This is a genomic window from Variovorax sp. PBL-H6 (assembly GCF_901827155.1).
In the GTDB taxonomy this organism is placed as follows: domain Bacteria; phylum Pseudomonadota; class Gammaproteobacteria; order Burkholderiales; family Burkholderiaceae_C; genus Variovorax.
Window position 1 is genome coordinate 374,362 of record NZ_LR594659.1, and the last position, 17,333, is coordinate 391,694.

The window sequence follows — 17,333 nt, forward strand, 5'->3', positions numbered from 1 at the left end:
GCATGCAGTACACACGGATTCGAATGCTGGCGCTGCTGCCGCTGGCTGCGGCGGCCGTGGTCCATGCCCAGCGGGCCACCGGCGGTCCCGGCATCTACAGCTGCACCGACGCCCGCGGCCGCACGATCACGGCCGACCGGCCGATCCCCGATTGCGCCGACCGCGAACAGCGCGAGCTCAGCCCCAGCGGAAGCGTGCGGCGCAAGCTCGAACCCACCTACACGGCGCGCGAGCAGGCCGAGCGCGACGAGCGCGAGCGACAGGTACAGCTGCAGGCAGCACGCCAGCGTGAAGAGCAGCGGCGCGAGCGCGCGCTGCTGATCCGCTATCCGAACCCGGCCGCGCACGACCGCGAGCGCGCCGAGGCGCTGGTGCAGATCGATGCGGTGATCACTGCCGCTCGCAGGCGCCTGAGTGAGCTCGCCGAGGAGCGCCGCAAGATCGACGACGAGCTCGAGTTCTACGCCAAGGATGTCGCCAAGGCCCCGGCTGCCCTGCGGCGCAAGGTCGACGACAACACGAAGAGCATGACGGTGCAGAACCGCTTCATTGCCGACCAGGACGACGAGAAGAAGCGCGTGAACGCCCGCTTCGATGAAGAGCGTACGCGCCTGCGGCCGCTGTGGGCCGGCACTGCACCGGCTATCACCACGCGCTGACGTCGTCCCCTATCCCAGCTTCGCCTTCAGCAGCGCATTGACCTGCGCCGGGTTGGCCTTGCCCTGGCTGGCCTTCATCACCTGGCCGACCAGCGCATTGAAGGCCTTGTCCTTGCCGGCGCGGTATTCATCGATGTTCCTGGGGTTGGCGGCCAGCACGGCGTCAATGATCTTCTCGAGCGCGCCGGTGTCGCTCATCTGCTTCAGGCCCTTGGCCTCGATGAGCGCGTCGACCTCCTGGCCTTCGCCGGTCCACATTGCATCGAAAACCTGGCGCGCGGCGTTGTTGGAGACGGTTCCGTCGCCAATGCGCCCGATCAGCGCCGCGAGCTGGGTGGCCGTGACCGGCGCCTGGGCGATGTCGATGTCCTGCTGGTTCAGCCGGCGGGCGATCTCGCCGGTGATCCAGTTGCTCGCGAGCTTGGGCGCGGCGCCCGCCCGCACGGCCTCGTCGAAGTAGCGGGCCAGGGCCGGGCTCTGGGTGAGCTGCGTCGCGTCGTAGTCGGAGAGGCCGTGCTCGCGGACATAGCGCTCCGCCATGGCGCGCGGCAGTTCGGGCATCTGGGCGCGCACGCGCTCGATCCACTCCGGCGCGATCGCCAGCGGCGGCAGGTCGGGATCGGGGAAGTAGCGGTAATCGGCCGCGTCTTCCTTGGTGCGCATGGCGCGGGTCTCGCCCGTTTCGGGGTCGAACAGCACGGTGGCCTGCTGGATCGCGCGCCCGTCCTCCAGCTCGCCGATCTGCCAGCGGATCTCGTAGTCGATCGCCTGCTGCATGAACTTGAAACTGTTGAGGTTCTTGATTTCGCGTCGCGTGCCCAGCGGCGCGCCGGGCCGCCGCACCGAGACGTTGGCGTCGCAGCGGAAACTGCCTTCCTGCATGTTGCCGTCGCAGATGCCGATCCAGGTCACGATCTTGTGCAGCTCGCGCGCGTAGGCAACGGCCTCGGCGGTGGAGCGCATGTCGGGCTCGGTCACGATCTCCAGCAGCGGCGTGCCGGCGCGGTTCAGGTCGATGCCCGACTGGCCGACGAAGTCCTCGTGCAGCGACTTGCCCGCGTCTTCCTCGAGGTGGGCGCGCACCAGGCGCACGGTCTTCTTCTCGTCGCCGAGGAAGAAGGCCACCGAGCCGCCCTGCACGACCGGGATCTCGTATTGGCTGATCTGGTAGCCCTTGGGCAGGTCGGGGTAGAAGTAGTTCTTGCGCGCGAACACGCTGCGTGGCGCGATGTGCGAGCCGAGCGCCAGCCCGAGCTTGATGGCGCGCTCGACGGCGCCCTTGTTCATCACCGGCAGCGTGCCGGGCAGCGCCAGGTCGACTGCGCTGGCCTGGGTGTTGGGCTCCGCCCCGAAAGCAGTGGAGGCGCGGCTGAAGATCTTGCTTGCGGTCGAGAGCTGCGCGTGGGTCTCGAAGCCGATGATGACTTCATAGCCCTGCACCAATGGGCCGGTCGGGCGGCCTTCCTGCATTTGTTCGAACGAGTTCATGTCAAAAGCCCTGCGGCTTGTGCCGGTGCCAGTCGGTGGCCTGCTGGAAGCGGTGCGCGGCGTTCAGCAGCTTCACTTCGCCGAAGTAGTTGCCGATCAGCTGCAGGCCTACCGGCATGCCGCCGTCGAAGCCGGCCGGCACGCTCATGCCCGGCAGGCCTGCCAGCGAGGCGGGCAGGGTGAAGATGTCGGCCAGGTAGTCGGCCACCGGGTCGTCGCCATGCTCGCCCAGCTTCCATGCGACCGTGGGCGCGGCCGGGCCGGCGATCAGGTCGCAATGCGCGAAAGCCTGCTGGAAGTCGTCGGCGATCATGCGGCGCACCTTCTGCGCCTGCAGGTAGTAGGCGTCGTAATAACCGTGCGAAAGCACGTAGGTGCCGATCATGATGCGGCGCTTGACCTCGTCGCCGAAACCTTCCTCGCGCGTTCTGGCGTACATGTCGGCGAGATCACGATAGTCGGCTGCGCGGTGGCCGAACTTGACGCCATCGAAGCGGCTGAGGTTGGAGCTCGCCTCGGCCGCCGCGATGATGTAGTAGACCGGGATCGAGAGTTCGGTACGCGGCAGGGTGACCTCGACCCGCTTCGCACCCAGCTTCTCGTACTCGGCCAGAGCAGCCTCTACGGCGGCACGCACGCCAGGGGCCACGCCACCGCCCAGGAACTCGCGCGGCACGCCGATGCGCAGGCCCGCGAGCGAATCGCCCAGGCCACGGGTGAAGTCCTCGGCCGGCTTGTCGAGCGAAGTCGAGTCGCGCTCCGGGTCCGGTCCGCAGAGGGCGGACAGCATCAGGGCGCAGTCCTCGGCCGAGCGGGCCAGGGGGCCGGCCTGGTCCAAGCTGGAGGCGAAGGCCACCATGCCGTAACGCGAGGCGCGTCCGTACGTGGGCTTGATGCCGGTCACACCGCAGAAGGAGGCGGGCTGCCGGATCGAGCCGCCGGTGTCGGTGCCGGTGGCCGCCGGCACCAGGCGCGCGGCCACGGCGACGGCGCTGCCGCCGGAGGAGCCACCCGGAATGCGCGTGCGGTCCCAGGGGTTGCGCACCGGCACGGCATGGTCGAAGCCCACGGCGGGCACGGCCACGTTCTCGTTGGCCGAGCCCATCGCGAACTCGTCGCAGCTGAGCTTGCCGAGGTTCACGGCCCCCGCCTCGGCCAGCTTGCGCACCACCGTCGCATCGAAGGGCGAGCGGTATCCGGCCAGGATGCGTGAGCCTGCGGTGGTCGGCAGGTCGGCGGTGACGAAGATGTCCTTGTGCGCGATCGGCACGCCCGACAAGGGCTGGGCGGTGCCGGCAGCCAGTTGGGCATCGGCCGCTCGCGCCTGGGACAGGGCGAATGCGTCGTCGAGCGCCACGAAGGCACCGAGGTCCTGGTGCTCCCGGATGCGTGCCAGCTGGTGCTGGGCGACTTCGACGGCCGAGACCTTGCGCTCGCGCAGGGCGTGGGCCAGCTCGGCCACACCCATCTCATGGAGTTCTCCGCTCATTCGATCACCTTCGGTACCAGGAACAGCCCGTTCTCGACGGCGGGTGCGCTGCGCTGATTGAGCTCGCGCTGATTCGGCTCGCTGGCCACGTCCTCCGCCAGACGCAGCGTCACGTCCTGGATGGCCGCCACGGGATGGGACAGCGGCTCGACACCGGTGGTGTCGACCGCGCGCATGCGTTCCACCAATTCGAAGAAGCCGTTGATCTGGCCCAGCATTCGCTCGCTTTCGGCGGGCGCGAGTTCGAGCCGGGCGAGCGATGCGATGCGCGCGATATCTGAAGAAGTGAGGGACATCGGAAACAGCGGGGAAAGAACAGAGCCCCGAGTGCCGCCAAAGGTCATACTTTGCACCGTTGGAGGGTGCGCCTGAGGCGGGATGCGGAGGGGATTCGGGTATTATCCCGCCTTTGCCGCAACCCCCGCGAACGCGACGGCATTTGCTGCAAAAACGTCCATCCATCCCGTCCAAAAACGACCCATCAAGAGGGCGACGACATGCCGGCGCGCATGCCGTGCTCCAGAGGATTCCAGAATGTTCGGAGCTTTCCGTCGGTACTTCTCGACCGACCTCGCGATCGACCTCGGCACCGCCAACACCCTGATCTTTGCCCGCAACAAGGGCATCGTGCTCGACGAGCCTTCGGTGGTCGCCATTCGCCACGAGGGCGGGCCGCACGGCAAGAAGGTGATCCAGGCGGTCGGCCGCGAAGCCAAGGCCATGCTCGGCAAGGTTCCCGGGAACATCGAAGCCATCCGTCCCATGAAGGACGGCGTGATCGCCGATTTCGTGATCACCGAACAGATGATCAAGCAGTTCATCAAGATGGTGCACCCGCGATCGCTGCTCACGCCCAGCCCGCGCATCATCATCTGCGTGCCCTGCGGCTCGACCCAGGTCGAGCGCCGCGCCATCAAGGACGCCGCGGAGGCGGCTGGCGCCACCTCCGTCTACCTGATCGAGGAACCCATGGCCGCCGCCATCGGCGCCGGCCTCCCGGTGTCGGAGGCCAGCGGCTCGATGGTCGTGGACATCGGCGGCGGCACCACCGAAGTGGGCGTGATCTCGCTGGGCGGCATGGTCTACAAGGGCAGCGTGCGGGTCGGCGGCGACCGCTTCGACGAGGCGATCATCAACTACATCCGCCGCAACTACGGCATGCTCATCGGCGAGCCGACGGCCGAGGTCATCAAGAAGAGCATCGGCTCGGCCTTTCCGGGCTCCGAGGTCAAGGAGATGGAAGTCAAAGGTCGCAACCTCAGCGAGGGCGTGCCGCGCAGCTTCACCATCAGCAGCAACGAGGTGCTGGAGGCACTGACCGATCCGCTCAACAACATCGTCTCTGCCGTCAAGAATGCCCTGGAGCAGACGCCTCCGGAGCTGGGCGCCGACATCGCCGAGCGCGGCATGATGCTGACTGGCGGCGGCGCCCTGCTGCGCGACCTGGACCGCCTCCTGGCCGAGGAAACCGGCCTGCCGGTGCTGGTGGCCGAAGACCCCCTGACCTGCGTGGTGCGCGGCTGCGGCATCGCCCTTGAGCGCATGGACCGCCTGGGCAGCATCTTCACCAGCGAATAAATGTTGCTCGCCTCCAGGTCGCGCGCACTTCAGGTCGCGCTCCCCGTCCCGAACGGGGGCGGCGCCTGCGCTCCGGCAAAGCCGGTCCCGCGGCACGCCCCGAACAGTCCGGCTCATGGCATAAAGCAGCATGCCGCTCGGCACCCTTGACCGCACTGCGCCGCCCCTGTTCAACCAGGGACCCTCGGCGCTCAGCAAGCTGATCTTCTTCAGCGCGTTGGCGCTATTCCTGATGGTGGCCGATGCCCGCTTCAACATCGTGCAGCCGCTGCGCGCGGCAATCGGAGCGGTGCTTTATCCGGTGCAGTGGCTCGCCCTGAAGCCCGTGCAACTGGTGGTGGGCGGCGGCCGCTACCTCGAAGACCTGCAAACCGCGCAGGCCAGGGAGGCCGATGCGCGCAAGGCGCTGGCGCTGCAGTCCGAACGCGCCGGGCAGGCCGACACCCTGGCGCAGGAGAACGCCCGGCTGCGCTCGCTGCTCGAGTTGCGCCAGATTACGCAGACGCCGGGCCGCGCGGCCGAGGTGCTGTACGACGCAGCCGACCCTTACACCCGCAAGCTGGTGATCGATCAAGGTATGACCCACGGCATCGCGGCCGGCTCGCCGGTGATCGACGAGCATGGCGTGGTGGGGCAGGTCACGCAGGTCCAGCCCTTCACCAGCGAGATCACGCTGGTGATCGACCGCGACCTGTCGATCCCGGTGCAGAACGTGCGCACCGGCGCGCGCAGCGTCGCCTTCGGCGATGCCAGCGCGCATGGCGGCGGCCTGGAGCTGCGCTTCACGGCCGCCAACGCCGATGTGCAGGAGGGTGACCTCCTCACCACCAGCGGGGTCGACGGCGTCTACCCGCCGGGTTTGCCGGTGGCGAAGATCGACCGCATCGACCGTCGCGCCGACTCCGCCTTCGCCCGCATCCACTGCCAGCCCATGGCCCATGTGACGGCCGCGCGCTACGTGCTCGTGCTGTCGCCCACGGGCAACCAGCTGCCCAAGGCGGCGCCCGCCGCAGCGGCTGACGCCAATCCGTCGGCCAAAAAGAGGGCGGACCGGGCCGGCGCCAAGGCGGAGAAGGCCGGAAAGGCCGACAAAGCCGAGAAGAAAGAGGGCCGCACCCCATGATCATGCGTCCCGGCCACCAGCAGCTGCTGCTGCCGGTCAACCCGCTGTTCATCTGGGCCAGCCTGATCGTGGCGCTGCTGATCAACATGGTGCCGATCGGCCGCGCCGCGTGGCTGCCCGACTTGCTGGCGTTGGCCATCGTGTTCTGGAGCGTGCACCAGCCGGCGCGCATCGGCATCGGCGCCGCCTTCGTGTTCGGGCTGCTGATGGACGTGCACCAGACCGCGCTGCTGGGTCAGCATGCGCTGTCGTACACCACGCTGGGCTTCTTCGCAATCATGGTCCATCGGCGGCTGCTCTGGTATCCGCTGCTGTCGCAGGCGCTGCAGGTGCTGCCGCTGTTCGTCATCTCGCACCTGATCGAGGTGGCGATCCGCATGCTCGGTGGTGGCATTTTCCCCGGCTGGGACTTCCTGGTCGGGCCGGTTGTCGAGGCGGCCCTGTGGCCCTTCGTGACCCTGCTGCTGCTGGCGCCGCAACGGCGTGCTCCCGAGCCCGATGCCAACCGACCCCTGTAACAGACCCCGAGGCCGTCTTGCTCCGCGCCCGCGGGCAGCGTAGGCTTCGCGCGCCATGACCGAACTCCGCAACGTCGCCGCAGATCTCGCACGCTTCAAGCGCCGCGTGCTGGTGATCGGCCTCGTGGTACTGGTCGCCTTCGGACTCCTGTGCGCGCGGCTCTTCTTCCTGCAGGTGGTGCGGCATGAAGACCTCGCGGAGCAGGCCGAGAGCAACCGCACGGCAGTGGTGCCCGTGGTGCCCAACCGCGGCCTGATCCTGGACCGCAATGGCATCGTGCTGGCCTCCAACTATTCGGCGTACACGCTGGAGATCACGCCCTCGAAGGTCGACAGCCTGGAGGACACCATCGACAGCCTGGGCGAGGTGGTAGAGGTTTCGCAACGCGACCGCCGCCGCTTCAAGCGCCTGCGCGAAGACTCGCGCAGCTTCGACTCGATCCCGATCCGCACCCGCCTGAGCGACGAGGAAGTCGCCCGCTTCGCAGCGCAGCGCTACCGCTTTCCGGGCGTCGAGATCAAGGCGCGGCTGTTCCGGAACTATCCCAACGGCGAACTTGCTTCCCACGTGCTCGGCTACATCGGCCGCATCAACCAGCGCGAGAAGGCGGCGATGGAGGAGTGGAGCGAGGAAGACCAGGCCAACTACAAGGGCACCGACTACATCGGCAAGCTGGGCATCGAGCAGAGCTACGAGAAGACGCTGCACGGGCAGACCGGCGTCGAGCAAATGGAAACCTCGGCCGGCGGCCGTGCGGTGCGGCGGCTCGGCAGCCACCCGGCCACCCCGGGAAACACGGTCAAGCTCTCGCTCGACATCAAGCTGCAGAAGCTGGTCGAAGACATGTTCGGCGAGCGTCGCGGTGCCCTGGTGGCGGTCGATCCCAACACGGGCGAGATCCTGGCCTTCGTGTCCAAGCCCACCTTCGATCCGAACCTGTTCGTGGAGGGCATCGACAACGAGAGCTGGCAGGCGCTCAACGAGTCGATCGACAAGCCGCTGCTGAACCGGGCGCTTCGCGGCACCTACCCGCCGGGTTCCACCTACAAGCCCTTCATGGCGCTGGCCGCGCTGCAGCTCAACAAGCGCGCGCCGAGCCTGGTGGTCAACGATCCCGGCTTCTACACCTTCGGCGGCCACACCTTCCGAAGCCACGAGGGCGGCCTGGGCGGCGTCGACATGCACCGCGCCATCCAGATGTCGAGCAACACCTACTTCTATTCGCTGGCGGTCGACCTGGGCGTGGACGCCATCCACGACTTCATGAAGCCGCTGGGTTTCGGCCAGATCACCGGCATCGACCTTCAAGGGGAGGTGCGCGGTCTGCTGCCCAGCACGACCTGGAAGCGCGAAGCCTACAAGCGCCCCGAGATGAAGAAGTGGTACCCGGGCGAGACCGTCTCACTCGGCATCGGCCAAGGCTACAACAGCTTCACCATGCTGCAGCTCGCGATGGCCGAGGCCACGCTGGCCAACGGCGGCACCAAGTACCGCCCGCACCTGGTGCAGGCCATCAAGGACACGGTGACCGGGGAGGTGAACGAACTCCCGCAGGCGCCGGGCGAGAGCCTCGGCTACCAGCCCAAGCACGTGGACCTGGTGCGCAACGCGCTCGTGGCGGTGAACAAGGGCGGCACCGGCACGCGCGTTTTCGCGGGCGCGCCCTACAACTCGGCCGGCAAGACCGGAACCGCACAAGCGGTGACATGGGGCCAGAACACCAAGTACAACGCCAAGGCACTCGAGGAACACCAACGCGACCACTCGCTGTTCGCGGCCTTCGCGCCGGCCGAGGCGCCGAAAATCGCGATTGCCGTGATCGTCGAGAACGCCGGCTTCGGAGCGGCGGCGGCGGCGCCCATCGTGCGCCGTGTGTTCGACTACTGGCTGGCTGACCAATACCCGAACGAGCAGGACCTGTCGGCGGTGCAGGCTGGCAAGGCTGGGGCGCCCATAGGAAAGCCGCGCGTGGGGAGCGAGTTGCCCTGGCCCATCGTGAGCGGCGCTGCGACGGCGCCCTGAACACCGCCGGGCGTCAGGATGCCCGCCCCAGATGGAGGCGCCCTGCACGCGTGTTGGTGCAGGTGTGCGGCGGGTGTCCTTCGCGCGCATCGATCCGCCAAAGAAAAAGGCGCCGACCAGCGGCGCCTTTCAAAATGCCGGCATCTCGTGCGGATGCCTTGTCTGTAGCCTGTTCTAGTTCTTCTCCAAGTGTCTCCTCGGTCCCCCGCGCTGCGGGCAGGCCCGTTTGCGAGTGGCGAGACTTTAGGCGGACGCACCGTGCCAGTGCATCGGGGATTACCCGCCACTGCGCAACAAGCCGCAACAAGCCGCCATAAAAAGAGATGTCATCCCGGTTACTCAGTGGCCCTCGGTCCCGCGAATCCAGCTTGCCGCCTTCTCCGCGATCATCAGCGTGGGGCTGTTGGTGTTGCCGCTGGTGATCGTGGGCATCGCACCGGCATCGACCACCCGCAGGCCTGCAATGCCGCGCACCCGCAGCCGCGAATCCAGCACGGCCATCGGATCGCCATCGGCGCCCATGCGGGTGGTGCCCACCGGATGGAAGATGGTGGTCGCGATGTCGCCGGCCAGCCGCGCCAGTTCCTCGTCGCTCTGGTACTCGAGGCCGGGCTTCCATTCCTCCGGGCGGTACTTCGCCAGCGCGGGCTGGGCCACGATGCGGCGCGTCACCCGCAGGGAGTCGGCCGCCACCTTGCGGTCCTCCTCGGTGCTCAGGTAGCAGGGGGCGATCGCCGGCGCATCCGAGAAGCGGTGGCTCTTGATCTGCACCGTGCCGCGGCTGGTCGGGTTCAGGTTGCACACGCTTGCGGTGAAAGCCGGAAAGCTGTGCAGCGGCTCGCCGAATGCATCGAGCGAGAGCGGCTGCACGTGGTATTCGAGGTTCGGCCATGCGTGCTCGGGTCCGCTGCGGGTGAAGGCGCCGAGCTGCGAGGGGGCCATGCTCATCGGACCGCTGCGCTTCAGCAGGTATTCGAAGCCGATCTTCGCCTTGCCATAGTAGGTGGACGCCAGCACGTTGAGCGTGGGTGCGTCCTTGACCTTGTAGACCGCGCGGATCTGCAGATGGTCCTGCAGGTTGGCGCCGACGCCGGGCGCGTCGAGCGCCACGTCGATGCCGTGCCGGCGCAGCAGCTCGGGCGGCCCGATGCCCGAGAGCTGCAGGATCTGCGGCGAGCCGATGCTGCCTGCGCACAGGATCACCTCGCGGGCCGCGTGGGCCACGACCATCTCGTGGCCGTCCCAGACCTGCACGCCGTTGCAATGCCGGCGGCCGTCAGGTGCGGTATCGATCAGCAGGCGCGAGACCTGCGCGCCGGTCCACAGCTCGAAGTTGGGCCGGCCGTAGCAGGTGGGCCGCAGGAAGGCCTTGGCGGTATTCCAGCGCCAGCCGTTCTTCTGGTTGACCTGGAAATAGCCCACGCCCTCGTTGCTGCCGCGGTTGAAGTCGCTCGAATGCGGGATGCCGGCCTGCTGCGCCGCCTCGGCGAAGGCGTCCAGGATGTCCCAGCGCAGGCGCTGGCGCTCGACCCGCCACTCGCCGCCGGCGCCGTGCATCTCGTCGGCGCCGAGGTAGTAGTCTTCGTGCTGCTTGAAGGCGGGCAGCACCTGCTCCCAGCGCCAGGTGTCGTCCCCGGTGAGCTGCGCCCACTGCTCGTAGTCGCGCGACTGGCCACGCATGTAGATCATGCCGTTGATGGAGGAGGAGCCGCCGAGCGTCTTGCCGCGCGGATAGCGCAGGCTGCGCCCGTTGAGTCCGGCGTCGGACTCCGTCGTGTAGAGCCAGTCGGTGCGCGGGTTGCCGATGCAGTAGAGATAACCCACGGGGATGTGGATCCAGTGGTAGTCGTCCTTGCGGCCGGCCTCGATCAGCAGCACGCGGCAGTTCCTGTCTGCGCTCAGGCGGTTGGCCATCAAGGCCCCGGCGGTGCCGGCGCCGACGATGATGTAGTCGAAGGTGGTGTTGTCGTTCATTGGGATGCGGGGATTGTGGCAAAGGGCTGCGCATTGCGCGACGGCCTACGCCCTCGCGCGGCGAAAGGGTGAGGGGCTGTCAAGTGCGGCGGTTACGATGTTGTGATCTCCGTTCTGCAGAAGCGCCCACCCTCCATGTCGACTGTCCCGCTGCCGACCGCCGCCGCGCAAGAGGCCGACAGTGTGCGCCCCCGTGTCGAGCAGCGCGAGGAAGCAGGCGACCAGTGGGCGGTTGCCAGCGGCTGCTGGACCGCGATGGCCATGTCCTCCCGAACCAGCTGGGACGCGCTCGAGAAGAGTCTCAGGCGCACGCCGGCGAAGGACGGCCGGGCCTGGGACCTGCGTCCCATCGACCAGCTCGATCACATCGGCGCCCAGCTGCTGTGGAACCACTGGCAGCACGCATGGCCGGCCCGGCTGGAGATGGAGTCGCAGCACAAGGCAGTGCTCGATCAGGTGGCGCAGTACACCTGCCGCGCGCCGGCCGAGCCCGGCAAGACCCTGGCCGAGCGCCTGCGCGACTTCGCCCACATCGGCACAGGCGTCCTGTTTGTCGCGCGCGACTTCCTGCGCCTGATCGGCCAACTCACCCTCGACATCGGCAAGCTGCTGCGCGCGCCGCACCGCGCGCCCTGGCGCGATTTCTCGGGCCACCTCTACCAGTTCGGCGCAACCGCGCTGCCGATCACTGCGCTGGTGGGCCTGCTGATCGGCGTGGTGCTGGCCTATCTGACCTCGCAGCAACTGCGCCAGTATGGGGGCGAGGCCTTCATCGTCAACATCCTCGGGTTGTCGCTGATCCGGGAGCTGGGTCCGGTGCTGGCGGCGGTGCTGATTGCCGGCCGCTCGGGCTCGGCGATCACCGCGCAGATCGGCGTGATGCGCGTGACCGAGGAGCTCGACGCGATGCGCGTGATGGGCATTCCGCACGGGTTTCGCCTGGTCATGCCGCGGGTGCTCGCCCTCGCCATCGCGATGCCGCTGATCAGCATGTGGACCTCGATGGCGGCGCTGTTCGGCGGCATGATCGCGGCCGACCTCACGCTGGACATCGGGCCGGCCTATTTCATGACGGCGCTGCCGCGCGCGGTGCCGTTGACCAACTTGTGGCTGGCGATGGGCAAGTCGGCGGTTTTCGGCGTGATGATCGCGTTGATCGCCTGCTACTTCGGCATGAAGGTCAAGCCCAACACCGAGAGCCTGGGGCGCGGCACCACCTCATCCGTGGTGGCTTCGATCACGGTCGTGATCCTGGTCGATGCGCTGTTCGCGGTGCTGTTCAAGGGCGTGGGGTTCAGGGCATGAGCAACGATAGCAGCGCGAGCCAGGCACCCGCGGTCGTCGAGATCCGCAAGCTCTGGACCATCTTCGAGTCGCCGGACGGCGACCAGGTGGTGCACCGCGACCTCGACCTGACGATCCACCGCGGCGAGGTGCTGTCGCTGGTGGGCGGCTCGGGCACCGGCAAGACCGTGCTGCTGCGCCAGATCCTGGGCCTGGAGCATCCCGACAAGGGCGAGGTTTCGGTGCTCGGTCATCCGCCCGGGCGGATGAGCGCGACGGGCGCAGCCAACGTCGGCATGCTGTTCCAGCACGGCGCCCTGTTCTCGGCCTTCAGCGTGCTCGACAACATCGCCTTTCCGTTGCGCGAGCTCAAGCTGCTGCCCGATGAACTGATCCGCGACGCCGCGCTCGTCAAGCTGCAGATGGTGGGCCTCGAGCCGCAGCACGCCACCAAGAGCCCATCCGACCTCTCGGGCGGCATGATCAAGCGGGTGGCACTGGCGCGGGCGCTGATCATGGACCCGCCGCTGCTCCTGCTCGACGAGCCCACCGCAGGGCTGGACCCCGAGAGCGCCGACGGCTTCTGCAACCTGCTGCGTGGGCTGCACCGGGAGCTCGGGCTCACGGTGGTGATGGTCACGCACGACCTCGACACGCTGTTCGACCTCAGCACCCGCATCGCGGTGCTGGCCGACCAGCGCGTGATCGTCGCGGGCACCGCGCGCGACGTGATCGCCTATCCGCATCCCTTCATCCACGAGTACTTCCTCGGCGGCCGCGGTCAGCGTGCCATGGAAGCCCTGCACGATGGCGCGCCCTCGTCGCTCGTCGCGGGGCACCCGGGAACGCCCGCGGCCTCATTCACTGAAAGGTAGCTGCCATGGAAAACAAGGCCCATGCCATTGCCGCCGGCGCCTTCGTGCTCGGTCTGGTTGCTGCGCTGATCGCGCTGGTGCTCTGGCTCACGGGGGACGACACGGTGCGAAACACTTACGAGCTGTCCACGCGCGACGCCGTCAGCGGCCTGCAGCCGCAGGCCATGGTGCGCTACCGGGGCATTGCAGTCGGCAAGGTGACGTCGATCGACTTCGATCCCGAAGTCAAGGGCAATGTGCGGGTGCGAATCACGGTGGACCAGCGGGTGCCGCTCACCACCTCGAGCTATGCCACCCTGTCCTATCAGGGCGTGACCGGCCTCGCCTTCATCGCACTGGACGACAAGGGCGAATCGCAGGTGGCCCTCTCGCCCAACAACGACGACCCGCCGCGCATCCCTCTCAAGCCCTCGGTGCTGGCCCAGCTCCAGGACCGCGGCGAAGCCATCATCAACCAGATCGAGGAGGTGACGAAGCGCGCCAACGTGCTGCTGGGCGACCCCAACCAGAAGCGCATCGCCGACGCACTGGAGAGCATCGCGCAGGCCACGGCCAGCGCCAACCAGCTCACGCGCTCGCTCGACAACACGGTCAAGAACGGGCTCAACCCGGCCTTGGCGGCGCTGCCGCCGTTGATCGAGCGAACCAGGGACACGATGGGCACCGTGAAGACGGCGGCCACCGATGTCTCGCGCGTCGCGAACAATGCGAACACCACCGTGACGCGCCTCAACGCCAAGGACGGGCCGGTCGAGCGGCTGAGCGAGGGCACCCGGGCGCTGGCGCAGGCGGTCGACTCCTTCAACGCCGCCACGCTGCCGCGCGTGAACCGCGTCGCCGACGACACCTCGCGCGCGGTGCGCCGGCTGGGCCGCACGGCCGACAGCATCAACGACAACCCGCAATCGCTGCTCTTCGGCAATGGCGGCGCGGTGGCAGGGCCGGGCGAGGCCGGTTTCTCCGCGCCGGCCGCGCGGCGCTGACAGTGACGAACATGAAGAACAACGCACACCCCTGCACGCCGGCGCCCGCCCGTTGCCTTCCGGTCCTTGCCGCGCTTGCCGCAGGCGCCGCACTGTTCATGGCGGGCTGCGGCGCCCTGCCCGACAAACCCGTGCGCGCGACGCTCTACGACTTCGGGCCCAACCTCGCGGCGGCGGTGGCGCCGGCATCGGCGAACGCTGCGGCTCTGCCGCCGATCGCGCTGGCCGAGATCGACGCGAGCGTGCGGCTCGAAGGCACTCAGCTGCTCTATCGCCTGGGCTACAGCGATCCCAACGAACTGCGGCCGTATGGCAAGGCGCGTTGGAGCCTGGCGCCAGCGCAACTGCTGCATCAGCGGCTGCGCGATGCGCTCGCCGCTCGGCGTACCGTGCTGGGCCCGGAGGAGAGTGCGACCATCGCACGTGCCGAAGGGCGGGTGCCGGACACACTGAGAGTCACGCTCGATGAATTCAGCCACTACTTCGAGTCACCGGCTGCGAGCGTGGGCCTGGTGCGGCTGCGTGCCACGCTGATTCGCGGCGGCAGCGGGGGTGATCGCGTGCTCGCGCAGCGCAGCTTCGCGGTGCAACGGCCCGCGCCGACGCCGGATGCGGCCGGCGGGGTCAAGGGCCTGGCGGCGGCGAGCGATGCGGCGGTGGCCGAACTCGTAGCCTGGGTGGAGCAGCCGCGCTGAGGCAGGTCTGCCATGCATCGCATCGGCCTGATCTCCGACACGCACGGACTGCTGCGGTCCGAGGCGCTGGCCTTCCTGCAGGGTTGCGAGCACATCGTGCACGGCGGCGATATCGGGGATCCGCGCATCCTCGAGCAACTGGCGGCGCTCGCGCCCGTCACGGCGGTGCGCGGCAACAACGACCGCGACGCCTGGGCCGACGCCGTGCCGGACACGGCGAGGGTGCAAATGTACGGACTCCAGCTCTATGTGGTCCACGATCTCGCCGAGCTGGCGATCGAACCTGCGGCAGAGGGCGTGCGCGTGGTGGTGTGCGGCCATTCGCACCGGCCCAAGGCCGAGGAGCGCGGCGGTGTCTGGTACGTCAACCCCGGCAGTGCCGGCCCGCCGCGATTCCGCCTGCCGATCTCGGCGGCGGAGCTGATCGTCGACAACGGCATCGTCACGCCGCGGATTGTCGAGCTGGTGAAGCGCTGAGGGCTCAGTGCGTGCGGGCCAGCGCCGGGAACAGCGTGGACAGCCCGTCGGCCATCACTTCGACCGCCAATGCCGCGAGGATGAGGCCCATCAGTCGGGTCATGACATTGATGCCGGTCTTGCCGAGCACCCGCGCGATCGGGTCGGCGAGGGAAAAGATGACGCCGGTCACCGCGCCGATCACCATGCCATAGCCCACCAGGATCGCGAGCTCCCAGACGTGCTGCGTCTTGTCGGCGTAGATCACGACGGTCGACATGGTCGCCGGCCCTGTCAGCAGCGGGATGGTGAGCGGCACCACGGCGATCGAGGCGCCCAGCGACGCCTTGATCTCGGTGGCCCGGAGCTCCTCCTGGTTGGTTTTCGCTTCGGCCGGCTGGGCGTTCAGCATGCTGAGCGAGCTGATCAGCAGCAGCATGCCGCCGCCGACCTGGAAGCTTGCGATCGAGATGCCGAAGAACGAGAGCAGCTGCAGGCCGAGCAATGCGCTGATCGCGATGACCACGAAGGCGCTGAAGGCCGAGACCCAGGCTGTTCGCTTGCGCTGCGCCTCGGTGTAGCCCTGCGTGTAATGGATGAAGAAGGGCACGATCGCCAGTGGATTGACGATGGCCAGCAGCGTGATGAGCGGCTTGACCAGGTCCATGGCGGGGGTGGGCATCAATGCCCGCCCGGCCGCCCGCAGGCGAAGTGAGCGTGGGAGCCTTTCATTATCGTCCGCCCGTGATGTCCAGGAAGGTGCCCGTGACATAGCTCGCCTCTTCGCTCAACAGCCAGACGATGCCGTTTGCGACCTCTTGCGCACTCCCGGTGCGCTTCATCGGCACGGTGGAAGCGAGCTGGAAGGCGCGATCGGGCATGCCGCCCGAGGCGTGGATTTCGGTGTCGATGAGGCCAGGGCGCACGGCATTGACGCGGATGCCTTCCTCCGCGACCTCCTTGGCCAGGCCGATGGTGAAGCTGTCGATTGCGCCCTTGCTGGCCGCATAGTCGACATATTGGCCGGGCGAGCCCAGGAGCGCCGCGGCGCTGGAGAGGTTGACGATGGCGCCGCCGCTGCCGCCATGTTTCGTGCTCATGCGGCGAACCGCCTCGCGGGCGCATAGGAAGCTGCCGATCACGTTGACGCGGAACATGCGCTCGAGCCGCTCGAGGCTCATGCCGTCGACCCTCGCCTGCACGTCGACGACGCCGGCGTTGTTGACCAGCGCGCCGAGACGGCCGAACTTGGCGTCGAGCTTCTCGAACATCGCCTTGACCTGGGCCTCGTCGCCCACGTCGGCCTGCACGCTGATGGCGCGGCCGCCGCGCTCGCGGATCGTGCGAACCACCTCGTCAGCGGCCAGCGAATTGCTGGCATAGTTGATGGCCACCGCGAAGCCACGTTGCGCCGCGAGCAGCGCGGTAGCGGCACCAATCCCGCGGCTGCCACCAGTGATCAAGAGTACCTGGTCCAAATCCCGCCTCCTGCACGAAAGCCGTGCGTCAGTTAAAACCATCCGCGTCGATTACATCACCGAGGAGAGGCTTGTGACCCGCAGCATCGACTACTACTTCACACCCCAGAGCCCCTGGACCTACCTGGGGCACGCGCGCTTCGCTGCGCTTGCCAAGGCTGCCGGCGCCACCGTCCGCGTGCGGCCCGTCGATTTCGGCGCCATCTTCCCCGTCTCCGGCGGCTTGCCACTCGGCAAGCGCGCACCGCAGCGCCAGGCCTACCGGCTCGTCGACCTGGCGCGCTTCTCGCGGCATATGGATATCCCGCTCAATCCGACGCCGAAGTTCTTTCCCGTCGCGGGCGACGACGCTGCCAAGCTCATCATCGCCGTTGACCTGCACGATGGCTGCGAGGCCGCGATGAAGCTGTGCGGCGCGGTATTCGCCGCGGTCTGGGCCCAGGAGCGCAACATCGCGGACCCGAAGGCACTGGAGGCGCTGACCGCCGAATCCGGCCTGCCTGCCAAGCGAATCGAGCAATCGCTGAGCCAGGCCGTGCAGGAGCGATACGAGGACTACACGCAGCAGGCGATCGACGCCAAGGTCTTCGGTGCACCCAGCTACGTGATCGACGGCGAGATCTTCTGGGGGCAGGACCGGCTGGATTTCGTCGCCCGCGCATTGAACGTGCATTGAAGAGCAATCCCCCACATCAACACAGGAGCATGAC

At 68.0% G+C, this 17,333-nt stretch carries 17 protein-coding genes; 11 read left to right on the plus strand and 6 right to left on the minus strand.

Going from position 1 to position 17,333, the window contains the following annotated elements:
• The first annotated feature begins 2 nt into the window (after positions 1–2).
• Entirely contained in the window at positions 3–659 is a 657-nt protein-coding gene (locus G3W89_RS01800) for a DUF4124 domain-containing protein (protein WP_232076270.1), read from the plus strand.
• Between the two features lie 9 nt (positions 660–668).
• On the opposite strand, the gene gatB is transcribed toward G3W89_RS01800, so the two are convergent.
• From gatB to gatC, 3 genes are read right to left on the minus strand one after another with little or no spacing between them, the layout of a single operon-like run.
• Positions 669–2,147 carry an Asp-tRNA(Asn)/Glu-tRNA(Gln) amidotransferase subunit GatB gene (gene gatB, locus G3W89_RS01805; RefSeq protein ID WP_162572507.1) on the minus strand — a complete coding sequence of 493 codons (1,479 nt, stop codon included), beginning with the start codon at positions 2,145–2,147 and terminating at the stop codon, positions 669–671.
• A gap of 1 nt (position 2,148) precedes the next feature.
• Positions 2,149–3,636 (minus strand): Asp-tRNA(Asn)/Glu-tRNA(Gln) amidotransferase subunit GatA, encoded by a 1,488-nt coding sequence (gatA, locus tag G3W89_RS01810; protein WP_162572508.1) that lies wholly within the window; start codon positions 3,634–3,636, stop codon positions 2,149–2,151.
• Positions 3,633–3,932 (minus strand): Asp-tRNA(Asn)/Glu-tRNA(Gln) amidotransferase subunit GatC, encoded by a 300-nt coding sequence (gatC, locus tag G3W89_RS01815; RefSeq protein WP_162572509.1) that lies wholly within the window; start codon positions 3,930–3,932, stop codon positions 3,633–3,635. The genes gatA and gatC overlap by 4 nt, the downstream gene beginning before the upstream one ends.
• A gap of 238 nt (positions 3,933–4,170) precedes the next feature.
• On the opposite strand from gatC, the gene G3W89_RS01820 reads away from it, so the two are divergent.
• From G3W89_RS01820 to mrdA, 4 genes are all read left to right on the plus strand, one after another.
• A complete protein-coding gene (locus tag G3W89_RS01820; protein ID WP_028249609.1) occupies positions 4,171–5,214 on the plus strand; it encodes a rod shape-determining protein in 1,044 nt (347 codons plus the stop codon).
• Positions 5,215–5,344: 130 nt separating this feature from the next.
• The gene (gene mreC, locus G3W89_RS01825) at positions 5,345–6,337 is read left to right on the plus strand and encodes a rod shape-determining protein MreC (RefSeq protein ID WP_162572510.1); all 993 of its coding nucleotides are present in this window, start codon (positions 5,345–5,347) and stop codon (positions 6,335–6,337) included.
• Positions 6,334–6,855: a rod shape-determining protein MreD gene (gene mreD / locus G3W89_RS01830; RefSeq protein ID WP_162572511.1), complete on the plus strand. Its 522-nt coding sequence runs from the start codon at positions 6,334–6,336 to the stop codon at positions 6,853–6,855. Before mreC ends, mreD begins: the two co-directional genes overlap by 4 nt.
• A 55-nt stretch (positions 6,856–6,910) precedes the next feature.
• The gene (gene mrdA, locus G3W89_RS01835) at positions 6,911–8,878 is read left to right on the plus strand and encodes a penicillin-binding protein 2 (RefSeq protein ID WP_162572512.1); all 1,968 of its coding nucleotides are present in this window, start codon (positions 6,911–6,913) and stop codon (positions 8,876–8,878) included.
• Between the two features lie 339 nt (positions 8,879–9,217).
• Here the strand turns inward: mrdA and G3W89_RS01840 are convergent, their stop codons facing one another.
• A complete protein-coding gene (locus tag G3W89_RS01840; protein WP_162572513.1) occupies positions 9,218–10,852 on the minus strand; it encodes a GMC family oxidoreductase in 1,635 nt (544 codons plus the stop codon).
• 135 nt (positions 10,853–10,987) lie between these two features.
• Between G3W89_RS01840 and G3W89_RS01845 the strand changes: the two genes are divergently transcribed.
• The 5 genes from G3W89_RS01845 to G3W89_RS01865 are packed head-to-tail and all read left to right on the plus strand — an operon-like array spanning position 10,988 to position 15,166.
• The gene (locus tag G3W89_RS01845) at positions 10,988–12,157 is read left to right on the plus strand and encodes an MlaE family ABC transporter permease (protein WP_162572514.1); all 1,170 of its coding nucleotides are present in this window, start codon (positions 10,988–10,990) and stop codon (positions 12,155–12,157) included.
• The gene (locus tag G3W89_RS01850) at positions 12,154–13,011 is read left to right on the plus strand and encodes an ABC transporter ATP-binding protein (protein WP_162572515.1); all 858 of its coding nucleotides are present in this window, start codon (positions 12,154–12,156) and stop codon (positions 13,009–13,011) included. The genes G3W89_RS01845 and G3W89_RS01850 overlap by 4 nt, the downstream gene beginning before the upstream one ends.
• Positions 13,012–13,016: 5 nt before the next feature.
• Positions 13,017–13,994, plus strand: coding sequence for an MlaD family protein (locus tag G3W89_RS01855; RefSeq protein WP_162572516.1), 978 nt, complete (start codon positions 13,017–13,019; stop codon positions 13,992–13,994).
• 11 nt (positions 13,995–14,005) lie between these two features.
• Positions 14,006–14,689: an ABC-type transport auxiliary lipoprotein family protein gene (locus tag G3W89_RS01860; RefSeq protein WP_162572517.1), complete on the plus strand. Its 684-nt coding sequence runs from the start codon at positions 14,006–14,008 to the stop codon at positions 14,687–14,689.
• Between the two features lie 12 nt (positions 14,690–14,701).
• Positions 14,702–15,166, plus strand: coding sequence for a metallophosphoesterase family protein (locus G3W89_RS01865; RefSeq protein WP_162572518.1), 465 nt, complete (start codon positions 14,702–14,704; stop codon positions 15,164–15,166).
• Between the two features lie 4 nt (positions 15,167–15,170).
• Here the strand turns inward: G3W89_RS01865 and G3W89_RS01870 are convergent, their stop codons facing one another.
• Both G3W89_RS01870 and G3W89_RS01875 read right to left on the minus strand, forming a co-directional pair.
• Positions 15,171–15,827, minus strand: coding sequence for a MarC family protein (locus G3W89_RS01870; RefSeq protein WP_443083144.1), 657 nt, complete (start codon positions 15,825–15,827; stop codon positions 15,171–15,173).
• Between the two features lie 49 nt (positions 15,828–15,876).
• On the minus strand, positions 15,877–16,623 hold the full coding sequence (locus G3W89_RS01875; RefSeq protein ID WP_162572519.1) for an SDR family oxidoreductase: 747 nt from the start codon (positions 16,621–16,623) through the stop codon (positions 15,877–15,879).
• Between the two features lie 73 nt (positions 16,624–16,696).
• On the opposite strand from G3W89_RS01875, the gene G3W89_RS01880 reads away from it, so the two are divergent.
• On the plus strand, positions 16,697–17,299 hold the full coding sequence (locus G3W89_RS01880; RefSeq protein ID WP_162572520.1) for a 2-hydroxychromene-2-carboxylate isomerase: 603 nt from the start codon (positions 16,697–16,699) through the stop codon (positions 17,297–17,299).
• The last annotated feature ends 34 nt before the right edge of the window (positions 17,300–17,333 follow it).

Bases quoted from the DNA above. Each gene is read 5' to 3' on its own strand.
- G3W89_RS01800 (WP_232076270.1), top strand. From the start codon at position 3: ATGCAGTACACACGGATTCGAATGCTGGCGCTGCTGCCGCTGGCTGCG.
- gatB (WP_162572507.1), bottom strand. From the start codon at position 2,147: ATGAACTCGTTCGAACAAATGCAGGAAGGCCGCCCGACCGGCCCATTG.
- gatA (WP_162572508.1), bottom strand. From the start codon at position 3,636: ATGAGCGGAGAACTCCATGAGATGGGTGTGGCCGAGCTGGCCCACGCC.
- gatC (WP_162572509.1), bottom strand. From the start codon at position 3,932: ATGTCCCTCACTTCTTCAGATATCGCGCGCATCGCATCGCTCGCCCGG.
- G3W89_RS01820 (WP_028249609.1), top strand. From the start codon at position 4,171: ATGTTCGGAGCTTTCCGTCGGTACTTCTCGACCGACCTCGCGATCGAC.
- mreC (WP_162572510.1), top strand. From the start codon at position 5,345: ATGCCGCTCGGCACCCTTGACCGCACTGCGCCGCCCCTGTTCAACCAG.
- mreD (WP_162572511.1), top strand. From the start codon at position 6,334: ATGATCATGCGTCCCGGCCACCAGCAGCTGCTGCTGCCGGTCAACCCG.
- mrdA (WP_162572512.1), top strand. From the start codon at position 6,911: ATGACCGAACTCCGCAACGTCGCCGCAGATCTCGCACGCTTCAAGCGC.
- G3W89_RS01840 (WP_162572513.1), bottom strand. From the start codon at position 10,852: ATGAACGACAACACCACCTTCGACTACATCATCGTCGGCGCCGGCACC.
- G3W89_RS01845 (WP_162572514.1), top strand. From the start codon at position 10,988: ATGTCGACTGTCCCGCTGCCGACCGCCGCCGCGCAAGAGGCCGACAGT.
- G3W89_RS01850 (WP_162572515.1), top strand. From the start codon at position 12,154: ATGAGCAACGATAGCAGCGCGAGCCAGGCACCCGCGGTCGTCGAGATC.
- G3W89_RS01855 (WP_162572516.1), top strand. From the start codon at position 13,017: ATGGAAAACAAGGCCCATGCCATTGCCGCCGGCGCCTTCGTGCTCGGT.
- G3W89_RS01860 (WP_162572517.1), top strand. From the start codon at position 14,006: ATGAAGAACAACGCACACCCCTGCACGCCGGCGCCCGCCCGTTGCCTT.
- G3W89_RS01865 (WP_162572518.1), top strand. From the start codon at position 14,702: ATGCATCGCATCGGCCTGATCTCCGACACGCACGGACTGCTGCGGTCC.
- G3W89_RS01870 (WP_443083144.1), bottom strand. From the start codon at position 15,827: ATGCCCACCCCCGCCATGGACCTGGTCAAGCCGCTCATCACGCTGCTG.